A 23,618-nucleotide genomic window follows, 5' to 3' on the forward strand; every position below is an offset into this window, starting at 1 on the left:
ATTAGCTGGCACGACATTGCCAATTAGCTGGCACGACATTGCCAATTAACTGGCACTACATTGCCAACACGGTGGCAGGATTCAGGCAATAGAGGCTGAAATCAGTATCTCAAGACGCTCTCGATAATCTCCTCAGCTTTATCCACAATGTAGTCAGGATGGAAGGTTTCCAGTTCAGCGCGTGGGCGGAATCCCCAGGTAACTCCGCAGGAGGTTATATCTGCATGGATAGCTGTCTGCATGTCCACACCGGAGTCTCCTACATAGAGAACATCTTCTTTGGCTGTCTTTGCTATTTTCAGGATATCGTATATGACGGTGGGATCGGGTTTTACATTTACCCCTTCACGTTGGCCGAAGACGGCGATGAAACGAATTGTAGGAAAATAGTGGGCAATAAGTTTCTCTGTAGCTGCTTGATATTTGTTGGAAGCGACTGCGAGTTGCAGTCCCTTGGCCTGTAGCTCGGTCAGAAGTTCCGTGATGCCGGGGTAGGGGCGGCTTTTGTCTGCATTATGCTGGTCATAATAGGGTACAAATTCTTTTCGTATGCGCAGGACATTTTCTTCTGTCTTTTCTCCTTCGGGCAGAGCACGCTCAAAAAGTTTGTTGATGCCGTTTCCAACCATGAAGTTGTACTCTTGTTCTTCATGTGTGGGATATCCTAAGGCGGCTAATGCATGATTGGTACTTTGTGCCAGGTCGGCAATGGTGTTCAGGAGGGTACCGTCTAAATCAAAAATCACGAGTTTCTTCATTTTTCTTACTTTCTTTTCTTTATGAACGCAAATATACGGCATTTCGTTCAAACTATCTGTAATGGGTTGATTCATTTCTATATAGAAAAAAGCCCCCGGATGTCATACACTTATACATCCGGAGGCTCTGTATTATCGCGTAACTTGCACGCTTAGAAAAATCTTATTTCTTCGTAATGCGGAACCAGTCTACATCTGCCCAACCACCGTCATTGGTAGTAATTGCAGGACGGGTACAGAAAGTACCTACCTTGACACCGATCCATTTTCCTTCTTTTGCCTGGAATGACTTGCCAAGAGGCTGGTATTTCTTTCCATCAAGACTATAGCTGAAGTCACACATAACCAGCAGATCATGTCCGCCTTCACTCTTTGAAATCTTCTTGTTGGCATCGCTGCTGAATTTTACTTTCAGATAGATGGTGTTGTCTGTCAGGTCTACCGTACCGTTTACTTGTTCCGGTGTGCCTTTGTCTGCCTTCAGACAGGATACTTGCGAAAGAACCAGTCCTTTGTCCGTATTCTCCAGGATCAGTCCGGCATAGTCCATACCCATCACTACCAATCCGGTACGTTCGCCTTTGTATTTATCTACCGGCTTGAAAGTCAGTTTCATGGTAGCAGTGAAGTTGGGTGCCGGAGCCTTCTGCAACAGCAGATTGGCAACATCGAACAGATTCTTGTATTCTTTCACTACCGGGTAAGAATACAGGCGTACGATGCTTTGGTCTCCTGCATAGTATGCCCACTTCTCGTTGATATTGGCATGCCACTGCCATTGCGGAGACAAAGTATAGCCGTTGAACTCGTCACTTTCCTGCGGAGTGCAGATGGGATAGGTCTTACCTACATTCGGTTTCTTGTAAGTCATTACAGGTTCACCACAACCGTCACCGTCTTTGTCGATACCGATTACGGGCCAGTCATTCACCCATTTCATGGGTTGCAGGTGTACCAATCGGCCATAAGCGCCTACATCCTGGAAGTGGAAGAACCAGTCTTCTCCGGTTGGGGTATCTACCCATGCACCCTGGTGAGGGCCATTCACAGGGCTATTACCTTGTGCAAGCACGGTTTTCCATTCGTATGGTCCGTATACATTCTTCGAACGGAGCACTACCTGCCAACCTGTAGGTACACCACCTGCCGGATGGAAGATGTAGTAATATCCGTTACGCTTGTAGAATTTGGGTCCTTCACAGGTCTGGTGCGCCTCATGTCCGTCGAATACGATACGTGACGGAGTGATGGCCTTGGTGGCTTCAGCGTTCAGTTCGCAAATGGTGATTACGCTCTTCAGTTCGGCACGGCTACCTGCGTAGGCATGTACCATATACACTTTGCCGTCCTCGTCCCAAAACGGACAAGTGTCGATGATGCCTTTACCCGGCTTCACCAGTACAGGCTCTGTCCACGGCCCTTTCGGATCTTTGGCTTTTACCATGAAAGCGCCTTGGTCGGGATCTCCCCAGAAGATGTAAAACTCACCGTTGTGATGACGGATGGCAGGTGCCCATACGCGGTTACCATGTTCAGGACGTTCGGGAGTTGCTATTGGGGGCAGAGCGTAAGGTACGGCAGCGCCAATGATAGTCCAGTTCACCAAATCTTTGGAGTGGAGTATCTGCAATCCGGGCAAACAGTTGAAACTGGAAGATGTCATGTAGTAATCGTCTCCTACACGGCAGGCATCCGGGTCGGAATAGTCTGCATAGAGTACCGGATTCTTGTACTTACCGTTTCCCTGGTCGGCTACCCATACCTCGGAAACATAATTTTTCTGCTGTGCTGCCAGCGGAAGAGCGAGCAACAGGCATAGACTCATCAAGGTCTTTCTTGCTTTCATGATACGTTTTTAGTTATTAGTGATTAGTTATTTTCACCACTGCCGGATGTTCCAGCTCTTCTTTCCATTCGCGGATATAGGCGAACCATGCTTCGGGAGTTTTGTAACCGAAGGTTTCTTTCATGGAAGTGAATGTGATATTGTGGGTGAAATATTTGCTGCCTTTGGCACCGATGGTGTACAGATAATTGGCCTTGTCTTTTACTTCGGCTTTTACGTACTTTTGCGGAATGTATGTGCCCAGTCCTACGGTTTCTTTAGCGTACTTCACGGTGTCGTTTACGGGCCAGTCTGTTCCCCAGCAGCCTATCAGGCCTTTGTGGTCGGAGTAAGATACAGAGCCTTTGATGTCTATTACACCGGTACAGAAGATTTCGTCTTTCAACGGTTCTTCAAAGAAGGTTTCAACAAACACATCGCGGTGTCCGCCGTAGAGGGTGTAGCGGTTCGTCATGCGTAATTCCGAACCTTGATATTGCCAGTCAGTCACTTCTATTTCGGCAATGGTGCGTACCGGACCATAGGCAATGATGCGCTCGGTAAGCGTGGATACAGGTTCGATATGAGTGGATTTCTTGCCGTCCCAGCCTTTCAGCGCACCTAAACCGCAGCTGCCGCCTACCAACAGGACATCGTCACCGAAGCCACGTGCCAGTTGCTCGTCGGTGGGATAGAATTGTGATTCTTTGATTTCAAAGCCTTTATTGAATTTGCCGTAGATGTCGACTGTTTGCTTCTTGTCAAAGTACAGGCGATAAGCCACCAGTTCAGATTCGAAAGCCGGACCGTGGTGATGCATCTGATTGTAGATGTTACTGGTTCCCGGAATGGTTACCGAATGTACGGGGACATGCTTGCCTCGCTTGTCGCTTACCAGCATCTCGGCATATACACGGGCGGGATAAGTCTTGTCGCTTTTGGCGGAAGACAGAGTGACGGTCACTGTTTTCTTGCTCTTGGCAGGCAGGTCAATGACAAATGCAAGTTCATCCGGACGGAGGTCGCCATTCAGGTCATCCAGTTGCGAAGGTATTTCTTCGCTTCCGTTCATGACTACTGCCGAACGTACCCGGAACTGTGGATTGATTTCACTGAGTTTGATTACTACCGGTTCGTCCGCTTTTGCTTTATTCCAGGTGTTACTTACTTCCACCTTGAAACTCTTTTGGGTTTCTTGTGCTTCTGCTGTGACAGAAAGACCGCACAATAATAGCAATACTGTAAAGATATTTTTCTTCATGATTTTAAATATATAACTAATTTGCTACAAAAGTAGTGCAAACCTACCCTAATTCCTTTTCCATTTTGATATAAATACTATCGCCTTTGTGAGTTATTCCTTCCAACCGGCTTCCTCAAAAGAGGTGACTTCCACCTGTTGGGGATCGAGGCAGGCATACTTGATGCGCTGTCTCCTCCAGGTATAAACAATGTGTACCTTTCCGTCTTTACCCTGAATGACTGAGGGGTATGAATATTGGTTGATCGGCGAATCCTCCAATACCATGGCCGCTTTCCAATGTATGCCGTCGTCACTGGTTGCTACATTGATAGGGGTACGTTCTTTCCGTTTTCCTTTGATGTAGCGATAGTGGTTGTATACCAGCAAGTGCCGTCCGTCTTTCAGCGTGATTCCATCAATGCCGGAATTATTGTTGGGCAAATCAATGAATGTTACCGGACTCCAGCTTTCTCCGTTGTCTTCACTCCAGGTGGTAGCGACAGAGCCGTTGTTCTGAGTACGGCATAAGGCTTGCAACCTTCCGTCTTTATGTGTCAGGATGGTGGGCTGTATCACTTGTATGGTTTTATGCTTCTGATTACTGAACTTTACCTGATCTGTTTCCACAATCTCGGAAGCAGTTATAGGACCAATCTTTCGCCAGGTCTTTCCTTCATCATCGCTGATTTCGAAATGAATCCGCCAACCGTTCTCATCTTCCGTGCTGCTGGGGCAGATCATTCGCTTGCCGATCCATACGGGCTTGTTTTTGATGGGGCCAAGGAAGCCTTCGGGAAGTGCCCGGGATTTGCTCCATGTTTTTCCACCGTCTTTCGAAGTAATGACATGACCACTCCATCCGGCTACATTCACACCTATTTTATAATAAAGTTGTAATTCTCCTTTCGGTGTTTCGGTCAGTACGGGATTCCAGCAGGCGTATTTGGTTCCGTCCAATACACCGTCCGCTACCATTTGTGGTTCTGTCCAGCCTGTTTTTGTCTTGCGGCTAACCCAAATGCAACAATCGGGATTCTTCTCTTTGGTTCCCCCGAACCAGGCTGTCACAATTCCGCGACGTCCTTCTACAATAGTAGCCGCATGGCTCTCCGGGAAGGTAGGCTTCCGACAGATAAAGTCATCCTCCAGCAGACCTTTTCTTCCTTTTCCGTATGATATGTTCTTTTTAATCTGGAAGTTATAGTTCCCCGAACCTATCTTACAAACTGTGTATCCGTCTTCCTGGCGGAGTATTTGCAAACCTTCGGATTGCTTCAATGGCTTTCCGTTTTCGGTGAGGGAGGAGGTATCTGCATTGGGCAGCCATATAGTAGCCGTACTATTGGCAGGTATACTGATTTCCCAGGAATACCCGGTAGCTGTTTGTGACCAGTTACTCGTTACTTTGCCATAAGGTGTGATGTGAGAAGCACGAATAAATCCTACTTCTTCCAGTTCGAAGGCAGGTTTCATCCGAATTTCCTTGAAACCGGGAGCGGCATTCCGGATACCTGCCAGATGTTGATAACAATAGGGGAGGAAATCGCCCAGTAACATGACATGGTTGCCGCTGTTCATGGCCGGATCAGCTGTGTTCCCGTTCCATAACTCCCAGATGGTGGTAGCTCCATTGGCCGCCATGTATCCCCATCCGGGATATTTGGTATGGGTAGCCAGAACGTATGCTACATCTGTGCGTCCCATTCTTACAAGTTCGCGCATCAGCCATTGTACGCCAATGACTCCGCATTGAATGGTGGCATTGTAATAGTCTACCGTTTTATGAATGATTTGTCGGGCGACGGTTTCTTTTTCCGTATCCGGTACCATGTCGAATGCCAGTGGGAGAAGGTTGGCTGTTACGGTATTATTGCTGTAATATTGTTTTTCCTGATTCCAGAAGGTCTTGTTGAAACCTTCTTTTACGTGTTCTGCCAGTTCCCGATATTCTTGAATGTCCTCAGCTAACTGCTGGTGGTGCAGCTGTCCGGTAATATCAGGAGTATGGGGCATATCTAACTGAAGCTGTGCAAACTTTATCATATATTGCAGCAGCTTGTAGTAATAGGCGGTTGCTATCAGTTTACCATCGGTAATGCGGGCCGGGTCTTTCGAATGTATTAATTCGGGAGATTCGGGTGGAAGACACCAATCGCCGTAACGGTCTCGGGTGATGATATGCGATTGGTTCATGAATTCTGTGCGGATGTGCTCCATCCATTGCTTCATGGCGGGATAATGCTTGCAGATGGCTCCCGGGTTTCCATATTGTTCATACAGCATATTACTGATGAAAATGAAGGTTGACGGCCAGGTCACGTTGTCTGTATAGTAGTAATAATAGGCTGGCACTACATCGGGTATGCATCCGTCTTCCCGTTGCGCATCGCGGATATCGTCCATCCACTTGGCATATAGCGGACCGTTTTCCATCAAGAAACTTTCACCCAGTGCGCCGTTGGTATGGTCGCCCAGCCAAGGCTGGCGTTCATCACGCTGGGGGCAATCGAGCGGTATTCCCTTATAATTACCACGAATTCCCCAGAAGGCATTCTTCACTAATTGGTTCAGGATAGGATTATCACATTCAAATGTTCCGGTGAGAGGCATGTCGTCGTTTACAACTTCGCCTGTAAAGTTGGCAAGGGTAGGAGTACCCGGAAATTCGCTGACTTCTACATAGCGGAAGCCATGATATACAAAGCGGGGAGTCCACTCTTCAATGCCTTCTCCTTTCAGGATATAAAGGTCGGTTACTTTGGCGGACCGTAAGTTGGCGGTGTATAGTTCTCCATCCGGTTGCAGGGTTTCTGCAAAGCGCAGGCGCACTGAGTCGCCTGCATTTCCTTTTACCCGGATGCGCAGCCAGCCTACCATGTTCTGCCCCATGTCGAGGATATAGCCATTGGCTGATTTCCGGATGGTTTGGGGATTAATCTTCTCCACTACCTTGATACCCGGTATGGTTTGTCCGCGCAGATATCCCGAAGGTATGGAAACGCGTTCCGCCTGCAACCATGTACTGTCGTCATAGCCGGTTTCCGACCAACTTCCTAATTCTTTTCGGGCGTCGTATTCCTCACCGTCAAACTCATTGTTACTGCGGATGGGACCGTCGGCTGTCAGTTTCCAGTTCGTATCTGTGGCAATCGTTTCCCGGCTACCGTCCGTATATTCTACGATCAGGTTCATCCGGACTTTTGGATAGCCGAAGTTATGGATTTTATAAGTGCGATAGTTCTGGCGCATGAAGTGGTATCGTCCGTTTCCGAGCGTAATACCTATGGCATTATTCGCCTGTGAGCGAAGCAGACTTGTTACATCATAGCTGTTGTAAAGTACGGTTTTCCGGTAGTCGGTAGGAGCGGGAGCCAGTACAAGGTCACCGACCCGTTTGCCGTTGATGAGGCATTCGTAAACTCCCAGTCCGCTGATGTGCAGGGTTGCCTCTTTTATTGCTTTGCTGAGGTTGAATTCTTTGCGTACATACCGGGCGGACAGGCGTGAAAACATGGTTTCACTATCCCAGGGCATAGGTCTGTCCATACCAATCCAACGTCCTTTCCAACGTGTTTCTCCCATCAGTCCCATTCCCCAGAAAGCAGGTTCGCTCCAAGCGCTCTCACCTGTACCGGTTGTTACCTGCACTTTCCAATAATAGCGCTTGTTGGGTTGTAAAAAGGGACCTTGGTAGCTTATCCAAATGGACGCGTCAGAGCGTACCTCGCCTGAATCCCACACGTCTACCCGATTTTTGCTTAGAAGTTCCGGGGAGGATGCAACGAACAGGCGGTAAGTTGTCTGCATCACATTGCGTTGCCCGCTTTGGAGCCGCCAGCTGAAACGCGGTTGAGGGGTATCCAGACCTAAAGGATTAGTCAGTTGTTCCGTGCGAAGGTCTGTTATGGAAAGAGTATCGCTCTGTGCTGCTTGGATAAACAGACAACACAGAGCGATCAATATGATTACTTTTTTCTTCATACACCAGCGGTATTATATACCTTATAAATCGATGTTCAAAGCTTTGGTTGCCGAATTATTATAAGTCTTCCCGTTTACTTTCAGGTCTTTGGCTTGCTTCACCTGCAATGCTGCGCCTTTGGTATCTATTTTCACGTTCTCTATAGAAACATTCTCAGCCTGGCTGATAACGATACCTTGCTTGGCGTCCGTAATAACTACATCCTTTACGTGTACATTGCGGATAGGCATTTCAGGCAGTCCATTGAAGAACATAGCACGTCCTACACTTCTGCAAGTAACATTTGTGATATGGATATCACGGAAAGCGGGAGTTTTTTCCGTTACAGGAGGAACGGATGATTTCATTCTGCCTTCCAGGTCATCTTCCGTTTCTTCACCGGCACCTTTACCGCCATAGAACAAGTCGAACAGCAAGGCTTCGTGCGGGATATCAATCATATTGATGTTATGAATATAGATACCTTCTACTACACCGCCACGTCCACGGGTACTCTTGAAGCGCAAACCTACATCCGTACCCAGGAAAGTACAGTCAGTTACATAGACGTTTTTTACGCCACCCGACATTTCGCTACCTACTACGAAACCACCGTGACCGTGCAATACGGTGTTATTTTTTACAATCACATTTTGGCAAGGTTCGCCGCGTCTGCGACCGTCTTCATCTTTTCCCGATTTGATACAGATAGCATCGTCACCGGCATCAAAGATATTGTTGACAATCAACGCGTTCTTGCAAGATTCCAAGTCCAGTGCATCACCATTCTGGGAGTACCAGGGGTTGAAAACCTTCACATTGTGAATTGTGATATGCTCGCATGACAACGGGTGCAGACACCAGCTGGGAGAGTTCTTGAAAGTTACACCTTCCAATAATACTTTTTTGCTCTTAACGATATTCAGCAATACGGGACGCAGCCACGGGCGGATTTCATTCCATTCCTCATCCGTATTAATGCCTTCCGGGTTATTGAAATCTTTAGTAGCCATAGCGCCTTTCAGTGCACCGGCAGTGGGATACCAGATGCTACCGGATGCATCGACTACACCTCCTGAACTTACCAGGCTACTCCATTGGGCCGCAGTCAGTTTGCCTTTTTTTACCGGACGCCAGCTATCACCTGAACCATCGAATACACCATGTCCCGTAATCGCTATATTCTTAGCATTCCATGCTGAAATAGGAGATTGGCAACGGCGGGTATCCAAACCCTCAAAAGATGTTTTAATAATAGGATAAGCCTCGAAATCATCTGTGAACAACACCAGGGCGTTCATTTCAGTATATAGATTGACGTTGCTCAGTAACTCGATAGGGCCGGTCAGCCACAAGCCTTCGGGAATAACAACTTTACCGCCACCTTTGGCATTTACTGCCTTTATAGCGTCGTTGATAGCTTTGGTATTCAGTACGATACCATCTCCTTTAGCGCCAAAATCTACAATATTGACTGTATAATCCGGAAAAGCGGGTTGTTCCACTTTCGGCATATTGAAGGGTAAATTCTCATAGATACTTTCATCTATATAATTTCCGTTTTGGGCATTTACCGTACTTTGTGCAGGTAACAACGGAAGGGCCAGTGCAACAAGCACCCATAGTTTTTTGATAAATGTGTTCATCCGTGATACTATATTTAGTTATAAGTTATTAGTTATCAGTTATTCGTTGTTAACTAACAGGTCTTTCCCAACTCTTCATTGTCAACTGTCAATTGTCAACTGTCAATTACTTTATCATTCTCCCGCAAGCGGCTCTCCCGAGTGGCTTGCGAAAGAAATAATAAATGATTCATGTTAACCTAATTCTAACCTTAAATAAATATTATGAAAAAACCTCTTAATTACCGGTTGCAAATGTATCGGGCTTTAGCTAAAACCATGTGCACAATTTGTTGGTTTAGGTGGATTTTTTGTGGTTTTGTCCTTTTCTTTGCACACTTTCGGGCTTTTTATGCAGAAAGTTCATATCTTTAAATAAGATAGGCGGCATTTCAGCAAAGCAAAAATAAGCAAGCTTATTTTGCTATGCGTTCAATTTGCGCTATCTTTGCAGCCTCAAAATAGTAAACGTGGTGGTAAGATGCAAGTTGATGAGGAAGTGAACAATAATAGCAATTTCCTTGTTGACTTGTTTATTAGATACCCGTCAACTTTAATATTATAGGTATGAGTTACAATTTGTTGAAAGGAAAAAGAGGCATTATTTTCGGTGCTCTGAATGAGCAGTCCATTGCCTGGAAAGTAGCAGAAAAAGCAGTAGAAGAAGGTGCAACGATCACCTTATCAAACACTCCGGTAGCAGTTCGCATGGGCGAAGTTTCCGCACTGGCAGATAAATTGAAATGTGAAGTTATCCCCGCCGACGCAACCAGCGTAGAAGATTTGGAAAATGTATTCAAACGCTCCATGGAAGTTTTGGGCGGACCGATTGACTTTGTGCTTCATTCCATTGGTATGTCTCCGAATGTTCGCAAGAAACGTACATATGATGATTTGGATTATGATATGCTGGGCAAGACGCTCGATATTTCCGCAGTGTCTTTCCATAAGATGATACAGGCTGCCAAAAAGCTGAATGCAATTGCCGATTACGGTTCAATCCTTGCATTGAGTTATGTGGCCGCGCAACGTACATTCTATGGATACAATGATATGGCAGATGCAAAAGCTTTGCTGGAATCCATTGCGCGTAGCTTCGGTTATATCTATGGCCGCGAACATAATGTACGTGTCAATACCATTTCACAGTCTCCGACTATGACTACTGCCGGTTCCGGTGTGAAGGGTATGGATAAGCTGTTTGACTTTGCCAACCGCATGTCTCCGCTGGGCAATGCTTCAGCCGACGAATGTGCTGATTATTGCATCGTAATGTTTTCCGACCTGACCCGTAAGGTAACCATGCAGAATTTATTCCATGACGGTGGTTTCTCCAGCGTGGGTATGAGCTTGCGTGCCATGGCTACTTATGAAAAAGGACTGGATGAATATATGGATGAGAATGGAAACATTATATATGGTTAAATGAAAAATTAGGAATGAAGAATCAGGCTGTGCTGTTGCGTTGCATGGAAATTCTTCATTCCTAATTCTTCATCTTTAATTATCGCAAAACATTGGAAACAGCTCTTTATCTTTTGCCCGTCACTTTGGGTGATACACCGATTGAAACGGTGTTGCCTTCTTATAATAAGGAGATCATACTTGGGATTAGTCACTTCATAGTAGAGGATGTGCGTTCTGCACGCCGTTTTCTGAAGAAGGTGGACCGGGAAATAGATATTGATACACTGACTTTTTACCCGCTGAACAAGCATACATCACCTGAAGATATTTCAGGATATCTGAAACCGTTGATGGCGGGATTGTCTATGGGAGTGATTTCCGAAGCCGGTTGTCCGGCAGTCGCTGACCCGGGAGCGGATGTAGTGGCGATTGCTCAACGGAAGAATCTGAAAGTAGTGCCCTTGGTGGGACCTTCTTCAATTATTCTTTCTGTCATGGGTTCAGGCTTCAACGGGCAAAGTTTTGCTTTCCACGGTTACCTTCCGATTGAGCCGGGCGAGCGTGCCAAAAAAATAAGGACTCTGGAGCAGCGGGTTTATGCCGAACACCAGACTCAACTATTTATTGAAACACCTTACCGCAATAATAAAATGGTGGAAGACATCTTGCAAAATTGCCGTCCGCAAACCAAACTCTGTATTGCTGCGAACATTACGTGTGAGGGAGAATATATCAAAACCAAGACAGTGAAGGAGTGGCAGGGAAAAGTGCCCGATCTTTCTAAAATTCCTTGTATTTTTCTCTTGTACAAATAACATCCTTCAGGTGCTCATATTCGTTTTCAAAGCAGCAGCTGAAAAAGTTCTTGCCTAAATTATGCTCTATTTGCTGGAAAGTCCAAAGCTTTCCGTCTTTTACTTGCTTGTCGCGTAGAAGATCGTCGTCTTCTACCTCAAGAATGAAAAGATAGATCAGCCGGTTCGTCACTTTATTCTCAAAGTGATACATGATATTGAACTGTAAATCTTGTATCGGTGCTTGTGGAAAAGCTTGTCTCACAAGCCGGACGATGCCTTGTTCCAAGGTTTCTCCGTATAAAAGATAACATTCCATGGGAATATCAGTCTTTCCCCGGTCGAGAATACAGCGTTGGGGGCGTGGACGAAGATACAACATACCATTATGAGATACAGCGATACGGACTATCGGATTGATATATTCATTTTTCTTGTTGATAGCATCCACTGCCAGGCTTCTGCCGATCACATCCCCTTTGGTATTAACAATGGGTACGAAAGCTGTGTGCTCCATCACCTGATTGAAGTAGAGGATTCCGAACTGATTGAATAATATACTCAGAATGAATACAGCAGGCGGACAATACCGGAATAAAATATCCTTGGAAGTCTCGCTTAAGGGACCGGGTAACAGAATTGTAATGAAGACTCCCAGGAAATGAAGAAAGGCGATGATGACAACTACCCGTGTTGTTACAATGGCAGACTCAGCCCCTTGCGCAAAAAGTTGTTTGCAACATTTTTGTGACTGGGTAATCTGGTGAGCGAGAAATCTTTTTCTGTTCAGGAAGATAATAACTACGGGTATGAGAGTACTGATTTCCAATGTCAGTGGAAACATTTCTCGGGAACTGCAATCACCGAAGATTAAAGTGGTCAGACTCAAAAGCAAGAGCATTCCGGTAGTGCAATAAAGTAGGAAATTTGGGATTCTTGCTCCTTTTCCCCATAAGGTATATAAACTATAAAGAGCCCCTACACCTGCACCAATGTAGATGGAAATGTCTTGGGTTATAAATTCGCACAATATAATAGATACGATAACCGGGATAAATCCCAAAGACATATTAAACTTAGATGATAGAACTCCTTTTTTTAACATTGCAAACTTTATTTTGTCGTTATCTCATAAATAACAAATAAGTAGAGCAATTGGTTTTTATTTCGTTTCTTTTTTGTAAAATCGTACCTGCTTTTCAGCATGATAGGAGGAACGCACCAAAGGCGCACTTTCTACCTGATCGAATCCTTTTGCCAGACCGGTTTCTTTGTAAGAAGCGAATTGTGCGGGAGTAACGTATTCTGCCACAGGGTAATGTTTATGTGAAGGTTGCAAGTATTGGCCGATGGTCAGGATTTGACACCCTGTATGGCGCAAGTCATCCATTAGTGCTTCCACTTCCTCTGGAGTTTCGCCTAATCCTACCATGATTCCTGATTTTGCAGTGATTCCGCTGTCGGCTATCTGGCGTATTACTTCCAGGCTTGTTTCGTAGCGGGCTGCACTACGTACCAGTGGAGTGATGCGTTTCACCGTTTCCATATTGTGGGAGATAATTTCCGGTTGTGCTTCAATAACCTGGGATACCAGTTCTTTTCTTCCTTGAAAGTCGGGGATCAGAACCTCGATGGTAGTTTCCGGATTGAGGCGTTTGATTTCGTGTATGGTGCGTGCCCAATGTGCAGCGCCGAGGTCCGGTAGATCATCCCGGTCTACAGAAGTGATAACAGCGTGGGACAGCTTCATCAAGGCTATGGATTCCGCCACATGGGTGGGCTCTTCCATATCTAATGGAAGCGGTTTGCCTGTCTGTGTATTACAGAATTTACAGCAACGGGTACAGATGTCACCGCCTATCATGAAGGTGGCAGTTCCTTTACCCCAACATTCTCCCATATTAGGGCAACGTCCGCTACTGCAAATGGTATGCAGGCAGTGCGATTCAACTATACGTTTGGTTTCGGTATACCGTTCGTTGGCTCCGATACTTATTTTGAGCCATTCGGGCTTGCGTATTCTGTCTTTCATGATAGAAATAAAGAAATCTGTGTTAATCCGTGTAATCTGTGGTGAACTTTATGATCTTAAAGATTTTTTTCAAAGAAATTCGTCAGCTTCGTATACAGGTGATAACGGGTGTTTCCGCCATAGATACCGTGGTTACGGTTTGTATAGAGTTGCATATCGAATTGCTTGTTCAACTGTACCAGGTGTTCTGCATATTCTGCACAGTTTTGGAAATGAACATTGTCATCCGCCATTCCATGTACCAGCAATAAATTGCCATGCAATTTGTCTGCCCGGGTGAAAGCGGAAGAGCCTTTATATCCTTCAGCATTCTCTTTGGGAGTGCGCATGAAGCGTTCGCCATAAATCGTGTCGTAGTAATTCCAGTCAGTGACGGCTGCTACTGCAACTCCGGCCTTGAATACGGGCGTTCCCTCACTCATACTCATGATGGTCATGTATCCGCCGTAACTCCAGCCCCAGATGCCGATACGGTTTTTGTCTACATACGGCTGGCTACCCATGTATTGGGCTGTTGCCACCTGATCTTTCGCCTCTTTCACGCCAAGATTCAGATAAGTGCATTTTTCGAAGTCTGCACCACGTCCACCGGTTCCACGTCCGTCTACACAAACCACAATAAAACCACGACTGGCCATATAGGTTTCCCAACTGATGCTCCATGTGTCCAGTACTTGTTGCGAACCGGGTCCGCTGTATTGATACAGAAGTACAGGGTATTTCTTGGATGCGGAGAAGTTCACAGGCTTCATCATCCAACCGTTCAGACTTACACCATCTCCGGTCTTGAAAGTAAAGAACTCTTTCTGAGGTACACTGTATTTGGACAAAGTCTGTTTCAGATTATCATTCGTAACAAGCGTACTCAATACTTTACCTGTATTATCATTTAGAGTAATGACAGTAGGAGTATTCAGGTTTGAATAACGATTCATGTAGTATTTCATGTTCGTACTGAACTGTGCACTGTTGAGACCCGGTTGAGAAGAAAGTTTGGTTTTCTTTCCCTTGCGGTCAATTTGGTATACAGCTTGGCGCAGCGGGCTTTCCTCATTACTGATATAATAGAAACTGTTATCATCAGCATCCCAGCCCAGGAATTCTTTTACTTCATAGTTTCCGCTGGTAACCTGTTTAATCAGATTTCCACCCATGCTGTACCAGTACAGATGGTTGTAGCCGCTCTTTTCGCTCACAAAGCTGAAGTTTTCCGGATAGAAAATGATATTATCGAATACGCCTTCTTTGATATAAGCATCACTTTCGTCACGCAGAACCTGTTTGCAAACAGTAGAACGCGGATCACCGAAATACATGTCGAGGCGGTTCTGATGGCGGTTTAAGGTGATAATGGCCAACTTGTTAGGATCTTGTGTGAAGCGGATACGCGGGATGTACCCGTCAGCATCCAAGGGAACCTGCATCTTACGGGTTACTTTCGATTTGATATCGAAGGTATGTACACTGACCTTTGAATTTGCTTCTCCTGTTTTGGGGTATTTATAGGTATAATCTCCCGGATATTTCTCAAAAGCTGTGATATGAGGATTACTTCCAGCAAAAACAGGGAAACTGTAAGAAGGCACTTCCGTCTCGTCAAAGCGGATATAAGCCAGCATCTTACTGTCGGCACTGAACTCCAGAGCACGGTTGAAAGAGAATTCTTCTTCATATACCCAGTCAGGGATACCGTTCAGAACGGCATTACGTTTGCCGTCTTCCGTAACCTGGCTTTCGCTGTTTCCGTAGAGAAACTTCACAAGATAGATATTATTATCCCGTACAAATGCAACCATTGTTCCGTCCGGTGAAAATACAGGTGCTTGCTGCGGTCCGCCGTCTGAAAGCTTTTCTACTATGTTGTTGATTTCTCCGTTGATATTTCGCTTCAAACTATATATATAATGTATAGCTGTATAAGAGCGGCGATAAATCGGAGTCTGTTCTGTAGCAATAAGCAGTTTGCTGCCGTCAGGTGAAAAACTGTAGCTGTCAAACGTCTTAAACGGGCATTCGCGTGCGGTAGCGGCATCGAACAATACTTCTACCTGTTTTCCTGTCTTGAAAGAGTATTTGATAATCTGCGTTCCTTCCGCATTCATTTGCGAATAGTGTTCCCCGTCTCCGGGAATGGGAATGACTCCGTAAATATTTTCAGCGCGGAATTTACCTGATACAATATCTTTTAAATCGAGAGGCTGACCGCCTTGTGCAAAGCCTGCCAATGTGCAGAGGCAAAGAAGAATTGCAATACTTATCTGTTTCATAATCCTGTTTGATTTCTTTAGAGGGCAAATATAGGGATAAAAACTGAAAAAGTGTAGATAAATTATGTTTCCTAATTGTAAAAAGCCCGTCCAGCTTTGTGGGGGCAAAGCTGAGGCGGGCTACCGTCACTCATAAATGATGATTGGGGCTTCTTTTGGTTAGAGGATTTTTACTTTCTTTTGATATTCGGCAATAGCTGCGTCCAGGCGTTCGTGAGCAGTTGTATCGCCCGGTACGTTATGTGACGGATGGATATACAGATGTACGTCGCGATCTGCCAGAATTTCGGCAACGGTAGTGATGGTCATCCATACCATAGTAACGAAACTCAGGGTTGACAATGGTCCCACCTTGTCGAAGTGATTCTTCAAAGGCACGGAAGCATCTACCAAAGGCACGCAGGAGTCCACTATGATATCGGCAAGTTGGAACAGGTTCTTACCGCTGGAATGACGGCTTGCTTTGTCGCCAGTTTCTCCGGCTGAGCCGTAAACGATTACTTTCATACCGCGCTTCTTAGCTTCCAGTGCCATGTCGATGTTTACTGCATTGATTCCTGTGTGGGAGAAAATCCAGATGCAATCTTTGGAATCGAAATCATAATTCTTCATGATTGCCTGTCCGTAACCCTCTGTTCTTTCCAGAAACAGGAATTGATGGATACCCATTTGGCCGATGATTTGTGTAAAGAATGTCAGCGGAAGTTCGCACAACGGGTGAAAACCTACAAAACTACCGATGCGAGGATACATTTCTTCAACGGGGATTGTTGCGTGACCGCATCCGAATGTGTGTACCCAACGACCGGCTTCGATGGAATCTGCCATAGCGGTGGCTGCCTTTTTGATATTCTCCAATTGCGTGGCTTCCAGTTTTTCCATGATGCCATGCGCGTTTTTTAACCATTCAAGTGCTAACATAATTTTCTTGATTTTTAGGGGGTAAATAATTTCTTTTATTTGAGTGAGCGTCTAAACAATAGAAGCATGATGAGCAGGGAGGCAATCATCATATAAGGATACACAACGATACTGTATCCTTGCGAGATAATTCCCGTGAGACTGTTCAGTAATGTCTGTCCGATCAGAGCTATAACAAGGGCCACACTGAATACCGTTCCCGACAGAGAAGCGTACCGGCTGCCGACAATGCTGAGTATGACGGGGAAAGTAGATGCCAGTCCTGCACCGACAAGCACCATGCCTATGGCAGCACGTGCAAAGTCCGGTGAAAAAGTGAGCAGTGCAAAACCTATTGCGGCCGTAATCAGGCTGGCGCGAAGAACAGTTTCCTGTTTTATCTTTTTGAAGAGAACTACCAGCAACAGACGGGCAACAGTCAGTCCGGCCACCATGCAAGTCAGTGCCATGAGCGCCCGGTTTTCGGGGATGTTGGTGGTTTGTCCCAGGTAGAGTGTGGTCCAGTTGTTGCATACGCCTTCGATGCCGCTTTGGAAAAAGAGGATAAAGCTGAGTAATAATAAGCTACTCTCTTTTAACAACCCCAGTCCTTCTTTGATTGGGAATCCTTGCGGCTGTTTGGGGGCGGGGAAGCGTACGCCGAGACAGAACAGAATACCTGCCAACATTACAACGCCTGTGCCTTGCAGTATAATTTCAAAAGAATAATATCCGGACAGGAAACTGAGTAATACAGGAATCCCCAGCGCACCGATACCATAGAATGCACCCAGCAGACTAAGGCGTGAACCTTTCTCCGCTTCGTCGGAAATATCAGCTACTAAAGCGTTTGTTTCACCGTTCAGAATTCCTCCTCCCAGGCCGATGCCGATAATGGAAAGTTGCAACAATGGAATACTTGTAAAAAAAGCAATTCCTTCCAGTCCGAGCAATACGACCAGACAACTGAGCAGCAGTAACGCTTTGTGTCCGAAGCGATCTACAATAGGACCGAACAACAGGGAGCCTCCCAATAAACCGAGAGGCAGGAACGTCACCAGTGCTGTAGCTTGGAGATTGTCCAAACCCAGTTTGGTGGTGAGGGACGGTAATACCGAGCCCAGGGTGATCATCGAAATGCCAAAGAAGCACATGCCGATGCACGCAGCTGTGAAAACCAGATTCTTGTTGTAACTACTCATATTGCTAACTCCTCGTAACTCCTTTCATTCATATAATTGCTTTTTAATAGCAAGAAAAGCAGCTCCTATCAGTCCGGCATTACCGGACAATTGAGAGGCTACAAATTCCACCTGCTTGATACTGAGCGGTTGTGCCCATTTGCAGGCTTCTTTGTAGATATCATCTATGAAGATACCGGCAGGGCCGAATACACCTCCACCCCAGATTATCTTTTGCGGATTCAGCAGGCTGACAAAGTTGGCAGAAGCCATTCCCCACATTTCTATGGCTTTGTGCAGTACGGAAACTGCAATCGGATCTTTCTCATTGTATGCGCTGAATACATCGTAAGCGGAAATGCGGCAGATAGGTTTTTGACGTAAACGTCCTTTATAAGCTTTATTTGCACGGACTGCATCCCGCACTCTGGCTCCGATACCATTTCCCGAGGCATAATATTCAAAACAACCGCAGGCATCGTATTCTTCTTTATAGGGAGGTTGCAGTGCCATCCAGCCGGTAGCGCCGATGATGTCGCTTGCACCGTGCAACACATGTCCGTCGATGATGATTCCAGCGCCTATACCGGTTCCTACGGCAATGAATACTGCACTATGGCAATCTTTGGCTGCTCCCTGCCACATTTCTCCATACATATAGCAAGTACGGTCGCTGTCGATGTAGATTTCTATATCCGGTGCCGTTACGGTACGGAGTACTTCTTGTAGCGGGTAGTTCTCCCAGCCGGGGATGTTCGGGGCCCATACACGTCCCGTCTGCGAATAGACAATACCGGGGACACATATACCGACACCATCAATCTGAATACGGCTTCTGCGGGCAACAGTCAGGAGTTTAGCAAGGATTTCTGCGGCAAGTTTGCCTACTTCGTGTCCCGTTCTTCCTTTCAGCAGACGCTTTCTGTTGAACAACATACTTCCGTCAGGGAGAAAAATAGCGCTTGCTATTTTGGTACCGCCTATGTCGAGAGCAATGGTAGCCATGGTGTTATAGTATTTATAGGTTGATCTATCAAGGTTTTAGGCAAAGCTATGAATTAATTTCGTTTTCCATGCTTCTTTATAGAAGGAAATGTGTATAAAATAGGTTGCTGATCACTAAAATATATTTAATGGATTCATCCTAATGTGCGATGCTTGTACTATATCTTGCTTACTATCAATGGATGAAACATTTTTTAATGCAATGCAGAATAAATGATTTTATGTTCGTTAACGTTTTTGCCTGGAGTTGTTAGGTGGATATGTAAGTTATAGCAAATACGGTTCAGATACGGCTCAGTTGTGCACCGGATATGCGGAAATCGTATTTGATATCAGGTGATTATTTGTTTAGGCTCTGTCTGTTTGAACTTTTACAGTAGGCTTTTCCGAGTGTTGACCTTGGTTAACAGGCCTGTCAACCTTGGTTAACAGATCCGTCAACCTTGGTTGATAAGCCTGTCAACCAAGGTCGACACCTGATTATTCCTAAGGCTGATGGGGTATTTGGCTGGTTCTTAGTAAAATAATGACTGATATGAAATGAATGAATGCCTCGTCCTGTATGGTTTGACTGCGAAAGTGAGAGTAAGGAGTTACTCTCACACCGGATTTTTTTACTACCCTCACACTTATTATCTTAACTATCAACGATTCACACAGAAAGTGAGAGCGGTGAGGGTAACTTGAATCAACTTTTCATAGAACGCGCTGAATTCAACTTTTATGTGCGACACCTTTTTCCGGGCTCACATTTGTATCCTAACCGAAGCTTTATCTCAAAGAAAAGCCTTATTTTTGTAACAAATAACAGCTTTATGGATGTAGCACCTATATTATATAATGAGTTTCCGCTTTTCCTGAAACGTTATTTTCCGTATAAGGTACAGAAAATATCACTGAATGCCGGTTTCACCTGCCCGAATCGGGATGGCGTGAAAGGGTATGGCGGTTGTACCTATTGCAATAATCAGACTTTCAATCCCGAATACTGCCGTACGGAAAAATCCGTAACTCAGCAGCTGGAAGAGGGGAAAGTCTTTTTCGCCCATAAGTACCCCGAAATGAAATACCTTGCCTACTTTCAGGCATACACCAATACTTACGGTGAATTGGAAGCATTGAAGCGGAAATATGAGGAAGCGCTGTCTGTTCCCGATGTGGTCGGTCTGGTCATCGGTACCCGGCCGGATTGCATGCCGGATACTTTGCTGCATTATCTGGAAGAAGTGAATAAAAACACTTTCCTGTTGGTTGAATATGGTATTGAAAGCACCCACGATGCCACACTCCGCCGAATCAATCGCGGACACATTTTTCAGGATACGGTAGATGCTGTGGAAAGGACTGTTGCCTGTGGCATTCTTACCGGTGGGCATGTTATATTGGGACTTCCCGGTGAAACGCATGAGGATTTGGTTGCACAGGCCGCTACGCTGTCGCGCCTTCCGATTACAACTCTCAAAATGCATCAATTGCAGTTGATACGCGGTACCCGTATGGCACATGAATATGAACAACATCCCGAAGATTTCCACCTTTTCGGGGTAGAAGAGTATATTGATTTGGTAATAGACTATATAGAGCATCTGCGCCCCGATTTAGTTTTAGAACGCTTTGTCTCACAGTCTCCTAAAGAATTGTTAATAGCACCCGACTGGGGACTGAAAAATTATGAATTTAATCATCGGATACAAAAAAAAATGCGTCAGCTCGGAGCTTATCAGGGAAAGAAATATGATATGTGAGAAAAAAAACTTATTTTTGCGGCTGTTTGAATATAGAATCAATCTAAATAAAGAAGTTTTATGAACCAGAAGATGACGATAAAAGGAAAAATACATTATGTAGGAGTAAATGACCGTAACAAGCACCTGTTTGAAGGCTTGTGGCCATTACCTTATGGAGTGTCTTATAACTCTTACCTGATAGATGACGAAACAGTGGCTTTGATTGATACGGTAGACGCTTGTTATTTCGAAGTATATCTTCGCAAAATAAAAAGTATTATTGGCGAACGTCCTATCCAGTATCTCATCATTAACCACATGGAGCCCGACCATTCCGGTTCGATCCGCCTCATTAAACAACATTATCCCGATATTGTCATTGTCGGTAATAAGCAAACCTTTGGTATGATTGAAGGTTACTATGGTGTGACAGGCGAACAATACGTTGTGAAAGATGACGATTTTCTGGCGTTGGGACACCACAAACTGCGTTTCTACCTGACACCGATGGTACACTGGCCCGAAACTATGATGACTTTTGACGAAACGGAAGGTGTGCTGTTCTCCGGCGACGGTTTCGGCTGTTTCGGTACGTTGGACGGTGGTTTCCTTGATACCCGTATCAATACGGATCGTTATTGGGATGAGATGGTGCGCTATTATTCCAATATTGTCGGTAAATACGGCTCTCCGGTACAGAAGGCTTTGCAGAAATTGGGAGGATTGCACATCACGACCATTTGTTCTACCCATGGACCTGTCTGGACGGAATATATAAGTAAAGTAATAGGCATTTACGATAAACTAAGTCGCTATGTTGCCGATGAAGGAGTGGTGATAGCTTATGGTTCCATGTATGGTAATACAGAGCAAATGGCAGAAGCCATCGCAGCGGAACTATCCGCTCAGGGCATCAAGAATATTGTGATGCACAACGTCAGCAAAAGCAATCCTTCCTATATCATTGCAGATATCTTCAAATACCGCGGTCTGATTATTGGTAGTCCCACTTACAGCAATCAGATTTATCCGGATATCGAGTCCCTGCTTTCCAAAATACTGATACGCGAAGTTAAAGGCCGCTATCTGGGTTACTTCGGATCGTTCACGTGGGCGGGTGCCGCGGTGAAGCGTATGGCTGAGTTTGCCGAGAAGAGCAAATTGGAAATTATAGCCGACCCTGTAGAGATGAAACAGGCGATGAAGGACATCACTTACGAGCAATGCGAACACCTGGCACGTTCTATGGCTGAACGCCTGAAGAAGGACAGGGAATAGTAATTCTTGATAAGATACCCCTAATTTATTAACCTGATAAAAAACAATCACAATGAGATTAATCATTCAACCGGATTATCAATCCGTATCCAAGTGGGCTGCCCATTACGTAGCCGCTAAAATTAAGGCCGCTAATCCGACGCCTGAAAAACCGTTTGTACTGGGTTGCCCTACCGGTTCGTCACCGCTCGGCATGTACAAGGAATTAATAGACCTGAATAAGAAAGGAATTATTTCCTTCCAGAACGTGGTTACTTTTAATATGGATGAGTATGTGGGTCTGCCTAAAGAACATCCGGAAAGCTACTACTCTTTCATGTGGAACAATTTCTTCAGCCATATCGACATCAAACCGGAGAATACCAATATCCTGAACGGTAATGCTGCCGACCTGGATGCTGAATGTGCCCGTTACGAAGAGAAAATCAAGTCTTACGGTGGTATCGACCTGTTTATGGGTGGTATTGGTCCTGACGGACACATTGCCTTCAATGAACCGGGTTCTTCTCTGTCTTCCCGTACACGTCAGAAGACTTTGACGACTGATACAATCATCGCCAATTCCCGTTTCTTTGACAATGATGTGAACAAAGTGCCCAAAACGGCATTGACTGTTGGTGTAGGTACAGTGCTTTCTGCCAAGGAAGTGATGATTATTGTGAACGGACATAATAAAGCTCGTGCGCTCTATCATGCAGTAGAAGGTTCTATCAATCAGATGTGGACTATCAGTGCTTTGCAGATGCATGAGAAGGGTATCATAGTAGCTGATGATGCAGCCACTTTTGAACTGAAAGTAGGCACATACCGCTATTTTAAGGATATAGAAGCTGACCATTTGGACCCGGTTTCTTTGCTGAAGTAAATATACGGCTTGTATAAAGGAAATTTGCGCAGTTCGTTTCCGCTAATAGTGTGAAGCGGGCTGCGCAATAAGTCGTTTTCTATGAATGATATAGATTGCTCTTACGACAACCTGCTATGCCATTCCCTTTCGTTGTTCCGCCAATTTCGGTTGTACGATGATCGTATAGAAGAGGATAATGCTTTTAACTTTTTAAGGGAAGCGGAAAAAGTAGTCAGTGATACCAGAAATGGGGTTTGTGCGGCTAAATTGGGATGTGTAATAGAATGTCTTGCCCACAGATTTTATATAAATGATGATACGGATGGAATACTGGAAGAGGTGGATACTTTCCTGATTAAATTTTGGAAAGGTTTGAAGCAGCCTTCTCCGGAAGCATTTATTGCTTCCTTATGGGTTGGAGAATATTTTCTGCTACGCTTAAAGAATCCGAAATCCCGTCTTCATGGTCGTAGTAAAAAGATGGTCTCCAAAATCTTGTCATTTATGGCTGATATGCTTCGGAAGCCGGAAAAACAAAAAATACTCTGTCTTTCTTCTGTTGCTGTTTTTGAGGAAACAGTGGACTGGATTAAAGAAGTCTGTGACATGCATATTTGTGAAAAGCAAGTCGTGATCCTATTGGAAAGACTTTATCAACTTCAAGAAAAGGGGATGTTGGGGGGAGAAGCAGATGAAAAGAATACTTTACGGCGGCAAATATGGGATTTTTATTATTGAATGTTATCTTTGTAACCAATAATACTCTAT

General features: G+C 45.1%; 17 protein-coding genes. 6 read left to right on the forward strand and 11 right to left on the reverse strand.

The genetic code is table 11. The features are described 5' to 3' along the window. Window positions 1-101 precede the first annotated feature (101 nt). The 5 genes from VYM24_RS10980 to VYM24_RS11000 form a co-directional block, all read right to left on the reverse strand. The gene (locus tag VYM24_RS10980) at window positions 102-758 is read right to left on the reverse strand and encodes an HAD family hydrolase (protein ID WP_291551930.1); all 657 of its coding nucleotides are present in this window, start codon (window positions 756-758) and stop codon (window positions 102-104) included. Window positions 759-921: 163 nt separating this feature from the next. Further along, window positions 922-2,604, reverse strand: coding sequence for a glycoside hydrolase family 43 protein (locus VYM24_RS10985; protein ID WP_330942129.1), 1,683 nt, complete (start codon window positions 2,602-2,604; stop codon window positions 922-924). 16 nt (window positions 2,605-2,620) lie between these two features. Beyond that, a complete protein-coding gene (locus tag VYM24_RS10990; RefSeq protein WP_217714176.1) occupies window positions 2,621-3,844 on the reverse strand; it encodes a DUF4861 domain-containing protein in 1,224 nt (407 codons plus the stop codon). 93 nt (window positions 3,845-3,937) lie between these two features. Then, entirely contained in the window at window positions 3,938-7,807 is a 3,870-nt protein-coding gene (locus VYM24_RS10995) for a family 78 glycoside hydrolase catalytic domain (RefSeq protein WP_299092967.1), read from the reverse strand. A 21-nt stretch (window positions 7,808-7,828) separates the two neighbouring features. After that, window positions 7,829-9,433 (reverse strand): glycoside hydrolase family 28 protein, encoded by a 1,605-nt coding sequence (locus tag VYM24_RS11000; RefSeq protein ID WP_299092965.1) that lies wholly within the window; start codon window positions 9,431-9,433, stop codon window positions 7,829-7,831. Window positions 9,434-9,979: 546 nt separating this feature from the next. Between VYM24_RS11000 and VYM24_RS11005 the strand changes: the two genes are divergently transcribed. Both VYM24_RS11005 and VYM24_RS11010 read left to right on the forward strand, forming a co-directional pair. Next, entirely contained in the window at window positions 9,980-10,837 is an 858-nt protein-coding gene (locus VYM24_RS11005; protein ID WP_007212500.1) for an enoyl-ACP reductase FabI, read from the forward strand. Between the two features lie 92 nt (window positions 10,838-10,929). Next, entirely contained in the window at window positions 10,930-11,634 is a 705-nt protein-coding gene (locus VYM24_RS11010) for an SAM-dependent methyltransferase (RefSeq protein ID WP_007212501.1), read from the forward strand. Here the strand turns inward: VYM24_RS11010 and VYM24_RS11015 are convergent. The 6 genes from VYM24_RS11015 to VYM24_RS11040 form a co-directional block, all read right to left on the reverse strand. After that, a complete protein-coding gene (locus tag VYM24_RS11015; RefSeq protein ID WP_330942130.1) occupies window positions 11,600-12,718 on the reverse strand; it encodes a hypothetical protein in 1,119 nt (372 codons plus the stop codon). The two genes, VYM24_RS11010 and VYM24_RS11015, sit on opposite strands and share 35 nt — an antisense overlap. 57 nt (window positions 12,719-12,775) lie before the next feature. Beyond that, the gene (gene lipA, locus VYM24_RS11020; RefSeq protein ID WP_330942131.1) at window positions 12,776-13,645 is read right to left on the reverse strand and encodes a lipoyl synthase; all 870 of its coding nucleotides are present in this window, start codon (window positions 13,643-13,645) and stop codon (window positions 12,776-12,778) included. 56 nt (window positions 13,646-13,701) lie between these two features. After that, window positions 13,702-15,912 carry a S9 family peptidase gene (locus VYM24_RS11025; RefSeq protein ID WP_291551942.1) on the reverse strand — a complete coding sequence of 737 codons (2,211 nt, stop codon included), beginning with the start codon at window positions 15,910-15,912 and terminating at the stop codon, window positions 13,702-13,704. A gap of 159 nt (window positions 15,913-16,071) precedes the next feature. Beyond that, window positions 16,072-16,833: a sugar isomerase domain-containing protein gene (locus tag VYM24_RS11030; RefSeq protein WP_291551944.1), complete on the reverse strand. Its 762-nt coding sequence runs from the start codon at window positions 16,831-16,833 to the stop codon at window positions 16,072-16,074. Window positions 16,834-16,868: 35 nt separating this feature from the next. Then, window positions 16,869-18,014: an MFS transporter gene (locus tag VYM24_RS11035; RefSeq protein WP_330942132.1), complete on the reverse strand. Its 1,146-nt coding sequence runs from the start codon at window positions 18,012-18,014 to the stop codon at window positions 16,869-16,871. 24 nt (window positions 18,015-18,038) lie between these two features. Next, a complete protein-coding gene (locus tag VYM24_RS11040) occupies window positions 18,039-18,998 on the reverse strand; it encodes an ROK family protein (protein ID WP_291551948.1) in 960 nt (319 codons plus the stop codon). An 815-nt stretch (window positions 18,999-19,813) separates the two neighbouring features. Between VYM24_RS11040 and mnmL the strand changes: the two genes are divergently transcribed. From mnmL to VYM24_RS11060, 4 genes are all read left to right on the forward strand, one after another. Further along, entirely contained in the window at window positions 19,814-20,743 is a 930-nt protein-coding gene (mnmL, locus tag VYM24_RS11045; RefSeq protein ID WP_291551951.1) for a tRNA modification radical SAM protein MnmL/YtqA, read from the forward strand. 60 nt (window positions 20,744-20,803) lie between these two features. Next, a complete protein-coding gene (locus VYM24_RS11050) occupies window positions 20,804-22,003 on the forward strand; it encodes an FprA family A-type flavoprotein (protein WP_291551954.1) in 1,200 nt (399 codons plus the stop codon). A gap of 52 nt (window positions 22,004-22,055) precedes the next feature. Then, window positions 22,056-22,868 (forward strand): glucosamine-6-phosphate deaminase, encoded by an 813-nt coding sequence (nagB, locus tag VYM24_RS11055; RefSeq protein WP_330942133.1) that lies wholly within the window; start codon window positions 22,056-22,058, stop codon window positions 22,866-22,868. Window positions 22,869-22,949: 81 nt separating this feature from the next. Next, entirely contained in the window at window positions 22,950-23,588 is a 639-nt protein-coding gene (locus VYM24_RS11060; RefSeq protein WP_291551958.1) for a hypothetical protein, read from the forward strand. Window positions 23,589-23,618: the final 30 nt, after the last annotated feature.

This window comes from Bacteroides sp. MSB163 (assembly GCF_036416795.1).
GTDB classification, from domain to species: Bacteria; Bacteroidota; Bacteroidia; order Bacteroidales; family Bacteroidaceae; genus Bacteroides; species Bacteroides maternus.

Coding starts and splice junctions, on each gene's coding strand:
- VYM24_RS11005 (WP_007212500.1), top strand. CDS start 9,980: ATGAGTTACAATTTGTTGAAAGGAAAAAGAGGCATTATTTTCGGTGCT.
- VYM24_RS10990 (WP_217714176.1), bottom strand. CDS start 3,844: ATGAAGAAAAATATCTTTACAGTATTGCTATTATTGTGCGGTCTTTCT.
- VYM24_RS11040 (WP_291551948.1), bottom strand. CDS start 18,998: ATGGCTACCATTGCTCTCGACATAGGCGGTACCAAAATAGCAAGCGCT.
- VYM24_RS11015 (WP_330942130.1), bottom strand. CDS start 12,718: ATGTTAAAAAAAGGAGTTCTATCATCTAAGTTTAATATGTCTTTGGGA.
- VYM24_RS11030 (WP_291551944.1), bottom strand. CDS start 16,833: ATGTTAGCACTTGAATGGTTAAAAAACGCGCATGGCATCATGGAAAAA.
- VYM24_RS11035 (WP_330942132.1), bottom strand. CDS start 18,014: ATGAGTAGTTACAACAAGAATCTGGTTTTCACAGCTGCGTGCATCGGC.
- VYM24_RS10995 (WP_299092967.1), bottom strand. CDS start 7,807: ATGAAGAAAAAAGTAATCATATTGATCGCTCTGTGTTGTCTGTTTATC.
- VYM24_RS10980 (WP_291551930.1), bottom strand. CDS start 758: ATGAAGAAACTCGTGATTTTTGATTTAGACGGTACCCTCCTGAACACC.
- VYM24_RS11050 (WP_291551954.1), top strand. CDS start 20,804: ATGAACCAGAAGATGACGATAAAAGGAAAAATACATTATGTAGGAGTA.
- VYM24_RS10985 (WP_330942129.1), bottom strand. CDS start 2,604: ATGAAAGCAAGAAAGACCTTGATGAGTCTATGCCTGTTGCTCGCTCTT.
- lipA (WP_330942131.1), bottom strand. CDS start 13,645: ATGAAAGACAGAATACGCAAGCCCGAATGGCTCAAAATAAGTATCGGA.
- nagB (WP_330942133.1), top strand. CDS start 22,056: ATGAGATTAATCATTCAACCGGATTATCAATCCGTATCCAAGTGGGCT.
- mnmL (WP_291551951.1), top strand. CDS start 19,814: ATGGATGTAGCACCTATATTATATAATGAGTTTCCGCTTTTCCTGAAA.
- VYM24_RS11000 (WP_299092965.1), bottom strand. CDS start 9,433: ATGAACACATTTATCAAAAAACTATGGGTGCTTGTTGCACTGGCCCTT.
- VYM24_RS11060 (WP_291551958.1), top strand. CDS start 22,950: ATGAATGATATAGATTGCTCTTACGACAACCTGCTATGCCATTCCCTT.
- VYM24_RS11025 (WP_291551942.1), bottom strand. CDS start 15,912: ATGAAACAGATAAGTATTGCAATTCTTCTTTGCCTCTGCACATTGGCA.